The sequence below is a fragment of the Pseudomonadota bacterium genome (assembly GCA_026388215.1).
GTDB lineage: Bacteria > Desulfobacterota > Syntrophorhabdia > Syntrophorhabdales > Syntrophorhabdaceae > JAPLKF01.
This window is the reverse complement of the sequence record JAPLKF010000187.1, coordinates 1-9,170: the sequence shown is the minus strand read 5'-3', so window position 1 is coordinate 9,170 and position 9,170 is coordinate 1. Positions and strand designations below refer to the sequence as shown.

Sequence of the window (9,170 nt, the reverse complement as noted above, 5' to 3'; positions counted from 1 at the left end):
GATGTGGTACTCGCCACGCCGAATTCACTATATTCCTTGCCGGTCAGATTTTTGATCCCGAAGAGCGCCTCTAAGTTTTTATACTTGTACGATATATTCATGTCACAAGTAGTATATCCCGGTAGTTCTCTATGGCTGTTGAGCTGATCACTTATCGTATACCTGTTACCGGTGTAAACAGTGATAAGATTAATAATAAAGCTGTTGAAGGAATATGATATGTTTGCTGAGAATTTGTTTTTCGGTACAAGGGGTATGCTGTTCCCGTCTACGTCAGCGCCGCCGATAAACTGTTTTCCATCAAATTTTGTGTCTATATATGAATACCCGACGCCAAATTTGAGATTTTCCGTGACGATAAAATTAAGCTGTGTCTCAACCCCTTGTCTTTTGGTCCTCTCATAGTTTGCATTAGTAAAGGTGTAAGGATTGTAAAATATCTCGTCCTTGTTTTTCGACTGAAAGATGGTCAAAGAACCTCCCAAACGCTTAAAAGGGTTCCACCGTGCACCAATATTAACCTCCCATCCTGTCTGCGGGTTTAGATTGGTTGTGATTGCGCCTGTCTGGATGTTCAACAGTTCATCGGTTGTTGGGAACCTGAAACCCTTTGCATACGTAATAAAAGCGTTTCCTGCTTCATTGAAGGCATAATTGACTGATGCCCGGAAAGCTTCTTTTTGCTGGTGAGTGTGGTATGTAGTAGAATTGGTAGGGGTAAAGTAATCTGTATATCTGGAATCGTATATGGCTTTATGAACCCTGTAGCCGATATCCAAGGTCAGGTTGCTGAGAGGATATATCCTTTCGCTCACATACGGTTTATCGATCACGATCCTGGGGGTAAACCCGTACGTCTCGAGTTGCCCTTTTGATTCGTTAAAACCGAAGGTGCCGTAATCGAAATAGGAGGCGCTATGTCTGTTTCTGTATGACCCCCCTATTGAGAATTTCACATCCTCTGCAAGTTTTATATCAGCTTCCATGTCAAAAAAGCTGTCTTCTGTAGACGCATTATCGAATGGCGTGCCTGCATCCGTTCTTTTTGCGATGCCGTTGATGAGGTTTTGCCAGAGCACAGGGCCAGGCATACCATACTTATCTTTGTGATAACCTGTCTTGATATTGATGGTAAGATTTTTCAACGGGTCAACAGAAAAATTCCCGAAAATATCTTTCATCTGGACGGCTTGATTCTCTCTGTAACCGTCCGTATCATATGAGGATGTAAGCAAAAAATAGGAGAGCTTTTTATCGCCGCCGGCAACACTAAGACCGGGGGCAAAGAGATTATAGCTCCCCCCGAGCATCTTTGCCGTTACCTTGGGTTTGCCTTCTCCCTTTTTGAGGATTATATTTACTGCACCTGCCGATGCATTATCGCCAAACATGACACTTGCCGAGCCCCTGTATATTTCGATCCTTTCGATCATGCCGACTGGTATTTGGGCGAGATCAGCGCCGGACATGTCAACATTGTTTACTCTTCTCCCATCAATTAGAAAGAGCACATTCTGGGGCGCAGCCTCTCCATAACCTCTGATGTCGATATTTGATTGTTTTATTGTGCCTGTCCATGATTTGGTGGACAGACCGGGTTCTTCCTTAAATACATCAATCAGGGTTGCTGCCCCTTTCTGCTCCATTTCTTCGCTTGTAATGACAGTGATGTTTGCCGGGGCTTCCTTGAGTGGGGTCTCTATGCGAGAGGCAGTTACTACAATATCATCCAGCCTGTAGGGCATTTCTTGAGAAAAAACAAGACCAGCCATAGTAAAAATCATACATGCAGAAAATAGAAAAATTATTTGTTTCATGATGGACCTCCTTATGCCTCGTAAGGATAACGTCTAAAGAGTCTAACCCAAGGTTTCCTGGCTTAAGGGATTTAAGCCCTCGCGCCTTCCCATTCCGCTTAAGAGCAGAACAGTGGCTGGCAAATATTGCCTGCGTCGGCCTTAACCCATCACAGTTGCGGGACAGCGGCAGATTTAAACTGCACTTCCCTTGAAGGTTAGCCTTATAGAACAGTAAAATTATATCTACCATGTGCTTACTCGAATTGCAAGATTTTATTACTTTCAATTTAAATCCAAGCTTCAAATATGTCCTGGCTTCAAGATGTGTTCGATGAAAATAAAGTTGATAACTGAGAATATCGTTTTTAACCAAGAAAAACTATGATATGTTACGTATAGCACCTACAAGTCACTACGGGCGACCATATTCAAGAATCGAAGATTACGGGCTGAAAGTATCGGTATAAAGGCCATACAGCATGGTAGATAGCTGTGAACGAAGTGATCCCAAGTAACCTACCCTAAAGCGATATCAAGCAGAGGCTGAATGACTATCTTTTCTTCTAAGTTCTCGCGGGCATTGGCAAGGCAAATTACTTCATCCTCGCTTAACATCCTCGCTTAATGGTTCGCGTTTGTATTGGTAGGGCATGGATTAGAGCAAAATTAACTTGCTATTTTTTGCAGTCCCCCTTTTTAGCTTTTGCTGCACACTGATTACAAAGCTTGCCCGAGGTAGGTTTTCTTTTCACTTCTTTATAATCCGATGCTGGCCAGAGGGAACAATTCTGGCACCAATGCCACGTGTCCTTACCATTTCTCTTGCGGTAAATTGGCATAGCTGAACCTCCTTTAATCAGATTTATGCACCCTTCTCTGTCGTTTATTATACAATGAAGCGACAGGATGACGCAAATAAATTATCCACAAGCGTTGAAATTACAGGACTGGCTAAGGAGAAGAAAATAAAAATGTCGCCTTTTTACGTAAAAGGCGACAGGAAATTGGGCGGCAGAATAGCATCCTGAATACCCGGCCCTATCAATTACTGATTGAAATCTACACCTTTTGGCGAGACCTGTCAATCGAGGAATTTTAGCCAACTATTTTAAAAAATTAAGCCTCTATTTTGCGCTGTCCCTTCCTTTCTGGTATTGGTATCTTAATAACAAAAGTGGTTAGTTTGAACGCCTGCTCATTCTGTATTTTTATGTCTCCGTTATAAGCTTTAATTGTCGCCAAGGCAGTAGCTAAACCCAAACCGGTACCCGCTGCTTTAGTAGTGAAAAAAGGATTGAATATCTCTTGGAGAATTTCCTCATCAATGCACCCACCCGTATTGGTAATAGAAACCTTGATCTCGTTTCCTTCCTTTTTGCTTTTAATGAGTATCTCTCCCTCTGCCTCGACCGCTTCAACCGCGTTGCGCAAAATTGAAGAAAACACATCTTCGATCTCAGTGGGATCAACAAGAACGGCTGGAATCCCTGAGTCTAATTGAAGACTAACCCTAATATTTTTCGCACCAATTAACTCCGGAATTAATTTCTCAACCTCTTTTATAACCTCATTAATTTTGGTTTCGGTAAGCTGAACTTTTTTAGGCGCAGAAAACCTCAGCAATCCGCTGATTATGGCGTCCATCTTATCGGCCCCTTTGATAATGTGCGAAGCATAATCTTGGCACAGAGGATCTTTCAATTTTGCCAATCTTCGAGCAAAACCACCAATCACTACCAGAGGATTGCGCAGTCGATGGGCAGCTTCAGCAGCTGCCTGCCCCAAAAACATTAAAGCCTTCTCCTCCCCTCTTTCTTTATGAATTAAATCTCTTTCTAAAATTACGCCGACCAAATTGCTCAAAACCACACAGAAGTATATCTCTTCCTCGGTAAAAGTTTTTCTCTCGCCCGTCGCATCAATGACAATCACGCCAATTACTTCATCTTGCACCAATATGGGGACAAACAAAATCGCATTAATGCCTCGATGGTAGATCAATTCTCGACTGTGCCAGGTGCGTTTATTCTGCCAGGGATCGGTAATTAAAAGATAAGACTTAATCCCAACCACCTCTTTTAGCGCTTCTAAATCTTTGAAAGAGAATTTCATGCCTACCCCATGCTCATCTTTTGGTTCTCCAGCTACCAATGCCACTACCTCTGGCTCAGGAAAAACTTTAAAAATAACACATCTTTTCACCCCAAGAGTTTCTATAGTCTGATGGATTAAAAATTCCAGCATTCCCTCAAATTCAAGTTTATTAATTTTTTCATAAATCTCAACTAAAGCCTCCAGTTTTTCCTTGTCTAATTCTTTGTGTAAATTTACTATCGCCATTTTCTCCTTAGCTCACTTTCTAATTTCTTCCTTTTATTTTCAAATTTTTAATGAACGAAACCTGGTCACTAAATATTAAATATATCATAAGATAATTAAGAAGGGTTGGTGTCCCTGGCCGGCCATGATTGGGTGCTTTCATATTATGTTGATATTAACTCTCTGTCCTCTTCCCACACACCCCAAGAGGGTGATAGTCTGTAAAACTGCTGTGATGGCATCAGAAGAGGACTCAGCCGAATATCTTCTGACAGGGTGACAGCAGCTTTTTTAAACCTTTTCCTTCTAATTCTGGCAGCAAGTCCAATTGGTCGTCTCTTGGCAGTCTGCCAAATCTCTTGCGTCTTTTACCTCGTTTCATTTTGCACTTCACCGGCATTACACTTTGTTGGCACTATATTGGCACCGTTATTTTTTGTCGGCGTCTGATATGGACCAAGAGGAGATCTCTTGCTACAGCGCGAAATAGAGACTTGTTTTTAAAAGAAAAAGAAGATTATTTTTTTACCCAATCTATTTTTGTTCTTTAGGCTTCTCCTGCGCCTTAGGTTCTTTCTGTTGCGGTTTGGGTTCTTCTTTCTTTTTAGATTTACAACTGAAGAAATTCTTAATTTTCTCTAAAATTTTATTCATTTTTAAACCCCCTTTTAGTAACGAATTAGCTTAACCGCCTCTTCGATTTAAAATAGGAAACGGTAGCTTTTGCTGAATCTTCCCTCAAAGACATTATGGTATCCTTTAAGAACCTCTCCTTTTGTCTTTTTGATATGTAAGGAAAGATTAAAAGGATCTACCGCCACCATAACACAAAAAACCCACAAAGAAGCTGTTTAGAGTTCTTTGCGGGTTTCTCTCACGTCCTAAGAGGACTCTTTGCAACTAGATTTGACTCTTTTATATACTATTCTCCGCTGAATATCAAGAAAAACCGTTACTCTTCAAATAATCCCTTAGAAAGTGCAAATAAATTGTCTTTAACAAAGCCGCATGACCAATTATGGGTCGGCTTTTGATGCTACCGAGACTCATTTAGTAAATAGGCGGTAAGCATCTATCCAGCCCTTGTTCACAGGTCATAATTCCCCCGCTAGAGTCCCCTTCGGACCCGATACGGCGTTCTCTATTTTGACTATGAGCAATCAGACCCAAAACCAAATGTAGAAAGCAATGGCGATCACCGCGGGGTTAAACATTATCCCTACCATAGGCATCCATCCACAGTCCAAGAGGACACTGCGAAAAGGTTAAGGGTTGTGTCGTGAGGTTGCTTGTAAAAAGAATTTAAAAAGTTGAGGGTCAGGTTGGTAGGTTAACTTGTGAAAATTTAACTTCTAATTAGTAGATTATCAAGCGTGCACGGAAAAGTCAACAACAAAATTCATTCGGGCTAGGACACCGAGTATTCCCAATCAAGGTCAACAATTACGGGTTGAAATCAGCACTATCATGGGAAGTCGTTCCGAGGAAGATTGCAGGGAGCTATACGTAACAAATCCTGCTTTCTCTCTTAATATTAGTTACTTACACCATGTTTTCCTTTTGTCTGTTTTCTTCTTTCTCTCACGGTACCTTCTTCTTGTAAATATAGCATATGATCATCCGCCACATTCAGTCTTTTTTGGAGTAACCATCCATCCCTGCCTCCTGCCTGGCTCCGCTGCATGACCACCTCGATTGCGTTATAGTAGTCCCGTTGTACTTTCAGGTTTGATACTCTACAATATCGCTGGGTCGTGGTAATGTGGCTATGCCCCAGAAGGTCCTGGATGGTGGAGAGATCGGCATCTGCGTTTAAGAGCTGTGTGGCCATAGTGTGGCGTAAGCTATGACACGATACCCTGACCTTGCTCAATCGGGCATAGTACTCGATCCTCTTCTGGATGCCCCGGACCGATATCGGTGTTCCTGTCAGAGGCCCCTTCTGTACAAGGAACATTCTTCTTGCCTTCGATGAACGTACCTTCAGGTAATTCTCTAACGCAAACTTGGCATCCTTACTCAAATAGACAACCCTGTCTTTGCGACCCTTTCCGTTGGCGACAAAGAGCCTGTTCCGTGGAAGCTCCACTGCATCTGCAGTCAGCCGGGAGACCTCCTCCACCCGCAGCCCGCATCGAAGCATGAACATGAACATGGCCGTATCTCTCGGGTCGCTGATGACGGCGAGGAGCTTACCTACCTGGTCATCCTTTAAGTGGCGGGGCAGCGGTTTAGGCAGACGGATCGATATCCTGGTAACCGGATTAGCCATCTTAATCCCTTCGTCATCAATGAGATAGTCGAAGAAGAGTCGTATCGTCTGGAGGTGGCAGGTGATAGTTTTTGGGGACAGCCGTTTTCCCATAAGGTGATCTACGTAGCTGCCTATCTCTTTACGTGTCATTTCGTTGAGAGGTATCACAAGCCATGTGATGAACTGAGAAAGGATGTTCATGTAGGCTTTCACCGTATGGGGAGAGAAGTTTCTTCTCTTTAAGCATCTCCGGTACCTGTCAATAGTTTCCATCAATTTCTCCTTTCTCGATAATTGCCATGGCCCTGAAGTATTCTTCCTCACGGGTTCTGTCCGTCAAACGGGCATAGCGCCGGGTCATCTCGATGTCCTGATGACCGAGCAGATGCTGAAGGACCTCCAGCCGCATGCCGGCATTTAAGAGCTCTGACGCATAGGTGTGTCTTAAGGCATGGACGGTATAGCCCTTCTTATCGAGCCCAGCCTCCTTGAGATACTTGACGAAGCGTGTCCGGGCCGTGCTGTAACATATGGGGGTATCGCCCTTGCCATAAAAGACAAATCTCTTCTCCTGGTCTCTCCATTTAAACCAGTGTTTCAAACAGAAGACTGCATCATTGCTCAGGTAGACCACCCTCCCCATGTCGTTCTTTTCTCCCTGGAACAGATTAACTTTTCTGTCCTTTAAGTCGACGTCATTCATCGTAAGTCCCAATGCCTCACCAATCCTTATGCCTGTCCGCAAGAGGAGAAAGATAAGTGCCCGGTCCCGGGTGTGGTCGATGATGGAGATAAGTCTCTTCACATCCTGGGGGTTTATGGCGCGGGGGAGTGTGTCGGGAAGCTTCAGCCTGATCCGTTTCTTGAAGACGGTCCCCGGGATAAGATCCTGTTCGATGAGGAAGTGGAGAAAGGCAACGATGCAGGCGAGTCTCGTCTTTACTGTAGAAATATGCATGCCCCGGTCCTGCTCGTGTTCAATAAAGGCTTCGAGATCGGAACGCTCGATCTGCCTCAGCTCTGTCTTACCCGACTTCCCATAAAAGTCGAGGAAGAGCGTGATGGATGTGAAGGAGCTATCGATGGTCCTCGGCTTGTGGTTTGCACGCCACTTGTACCGCAGATAGTTCTCGAAGTGCTCCTTTTCGGGGAGTTCCAGTTGAGAAAGCCTCACGAGGATGCGGTTGATGGGGGTTCGTGTATGATGGTTGTGCTGTGCTGTTTCGAATCTGTTACTGTCTGGTCCGTTCTCTACTACATTTGTCTGGGTCATTTTCTTCCTCCTTTTCTTTGGAGAAAAAGCAGGTTAGATAATGACCCTTAACGGTTTAATGGTCAATAAATTTTGTTACGTATAGCTTCCTGCAATGTTGTTTTTCTTATTTCATCATTTCATACTCCGTTACAATTGGTAATAAATGAACTGTTTACAAAAAAATTCTTGATATTTTTAAGAGCTGTGGGATAATGAAAGATAGGAGTAAGAAAATCGGTCAATATTGAAGCGGTAGAGCATTACTGAGGGATGATATATGGAATTCTTTGAGCGGCTTTACAAGGGGTTTGAAGCCGAACATTACGTGGCCGGAAAGCTTTTTTCAGCAGGCTACGAGGCCTTTTTGCTCCCTGCTGATTTTGGCTTTGACCTTATTGTCACAAACCAAAAGGAGCGTTCCATGGGGCCTCACCTGAGAGGACGACTGCTCGAACCACCTTTCGCTGTTCAAATCAAGTCTCGACGATTAATGTCTTCAGATTTTCGGCCAAGCACATCGGGTCGCGATGAAGCAGAGGTTTCTATTTCGATAAAAAAGGAAGATTTGGACTTACTGGTTAGCACAAACTACAGTTTTTTGGTTATCGTGTTGCTTGTACGAGGCGATGCCAAAAGATTTGAAGATCGGACAATTCACTTCTGGTTTAGCTCAGTACACGTTAATGCTCTTGTTGAGCGTGGGTATTTCCTGCTCGACGAAAAAGATCGAAGAATCCGTAACGTCAACTGTAGTTTACGCATGTTTCCGATGCTGGCCGTTGAGCCTCTTCTTGGCACTTTGGTATCTCAGAGCCACGTGACTGAAGAGGGAAGACGTATCCTTTTGTCCGCAATTCCAGAGCGGGTTCCCAAGACCTGGAGTGCATCTGAATATGTCGCCTTAGCGAGGAAAGCGCGAGATAAAACTGATGATCTGGTCTGGCGGCAGGTTCCAAAAGAACTGTTCGAATTAAGTACCATGGGTTTTGACATTGGGTTAGGCCATCTGGACTAGGAAAGCCTTGTGGGATCTTGATTATTGTGGGAGAGGGGAGAGGGACGTCTTAGACTTATAAATAACTATTTACTTTCTCGTGGTAATCATTAACTTTTATCTCCTTTATACAAAATACTCTCGTAGCTATTTATTGATCACGTACCGAATTTGTTGCAATCGCTTTGCCAATTACTCCACAAAAAAGTACATTGGTTTTTACTCTGCAATATCAGCAAAAACCATCTGAGTAGAAATAAGTCTGTGACAATATTTCAGAGATGCAAAAAAAGCTCTTGCTATTTTTTTGTTGGTGGTTGTAGTATTTAGAAAAAGACAAGTTGGTATATTAATTAATAATATTTACGATAATCGACTTTTCTGATATAATAGCCGGTAGGAGGGGTCAAGGTGGAATTTGAGTGGGACCCGAAAAAAGCTGTTGCTAACGTCCGAAAACATAACGTTACACTTCAGGAGGCAGCGACAGTTTTTGGTGATCCACTGGCTATTACATTTGAAGACCCGGATCATTCTACAGATGAAAAA

At 43.3% G+C, this 9,170-nt stretch carries 8 protein-coding genes and 1 riboswitch; of the genes, 4 read left to right on the top strand and 4 right to left on the bottom strand.

Annotated elements, in window-relative coordinates:
• Window positions 1-1,817, bottom strand: a 1,817-nt coding sequence (locus tag NTU69_10150; GenBank protein ID MCX5803872.1) for a TonB-dependent receptor, incomplete at its 3' end; no start/stop codon positions are given.
• Window positions 1,818-1,852: 35 nt separating this feature from the next.
• Window positions 1,853-2,044, bottom strand: a riboswitch (cobalamin riboswitch).
• Window positions 2,045-2,692: 648 nt separating this feature from the next.
• Between NTU69_10150 and NTU69_10145 the strand changes: the two genes are divergently transcribed.
• Window positions 2,693-2,827 (top strand): hypothetical protein, encoded by a 135-nt coding sequence (locus NTU69_10145; protein MCX5803871.1) that lies wholly within the window; start codon window positions 2,693-2,695, stop codon window positions 2,825-2,827.
• Between the two features lie 88 nt (window positions 2,828-2,915).
• On the opposite strand, the gene NTU69_10140 is transcribed toward NTU69_10145, so the two are convergent.
• The 3 genes from NTU69_10140 to NTU69_10130 form a co-directional block, all read right to left on the bottom strand.
• Entirely contained in the window at window positions 2,916-4,139 is a 1,224-nt protein-coding gene (locus NTU69_10140; GenBank protein MCX5803870.1) for an ATP-binding protein, read from the bottom strand.
• Between the two features lie 1,513 nt (window positions 4,140-5,652).
• Window positions 5,653-6,645 carry a tyrosine-type recombinase/integrase gene (locus NTU69_10135; protein MCX5803869.1) on the bottom strand — a complete coding sequence of 331 codons (993 nt, stop codon included), beginning with the start codon at window positions 6,643-6,645 and terminating at the stop codon, window positions 5,653-5,655.
• A complete protein-coding gene (locus NTU69_10130; GenBank protein MCX5803868.1) occupies window positions 6,632-7,456 on the bottom strand; it encodes a tyrosine-type recombinase/integrase in 825 nt (274 codons plus the stop codon). The genes NTU69_10135 and NTU69_10130 overlap by 14 nt, the downstream gene beginning before the upstream one ends.
• Between NTU69_10130 and NTU69_10125 the strand changes: the two genes are divergently transcribed.
• The 3 genes from NTU69_10125 to NTU69_10115 all read left to right on the top strand — a co-directional run.
• Window positions 7,346-7,696 carry a hypothetical protein gene (locus NTU69_10125; GenBank protein MCX5803867.1) on the top strand — a complete coding sequence of 117 codons (351 nt, stop codon included), beginning with the start codon at window positions 7,346-7,348 and terminating at the stop codon, window positions 7,694-7,696. The two genes, NTU69_10130 and NTU69_10125, sit on opposite strands and share 111 nt — an antisense overlap.
• Window positions 7,697-7,904: 208 nt before the next feature.
• Window positions 7,905-8,642, top strand: a complete 738-nt coding sequence (locus tag NTU69_10120; GenBank protein ID MCX5803866.1) for a hypothetical protein — start codon at window positions 7,905-7,907, stop codon at window positions 8,640-8,642.
• Window positions 8,643-9,032: 390 nt separating this feature from the next.
• Window positions 9,033-9,170: BrnT family toxin (locus NTU69_10115; protein ID MCX5803865.1), on the top strand; the 138-nt coding region annotated here is incomplete at its 3' end.

What these genes read in the sequence shown, in the direction of transcription:
- NTU69_10145 (MCX5803871.1), top strand. Translation starts at nt 2,693, where the DNA reads ATGAAGCGACAGGATGACGCAAATAAATTATCCACAAGCGTTGAAATT.
- NTU69_10140 (MCX5803870.1), bottom strand. Translation starts at nt 4,139, where the DNA reads ATGGCGATAGTAAATTTACACAAAGAATTAGACAAGGAAAAACTGGAG.
- NTU69_10135 (MCX5803869.1), bottom strand. Translation starts at nt 6,645, where the DNA reads ATGGAAACTATTGACAGGTACCGGAGATGCTTAAAGAGAAGAAACTTC.
- NTU69_10120 (MCX5803866.1), top strand. Translation starts at nt 7,905, where the DNA reads ATGGAATTCTTTGAGCGGCTTTACAAGGGGTTTGAAGCCGAACATTAC.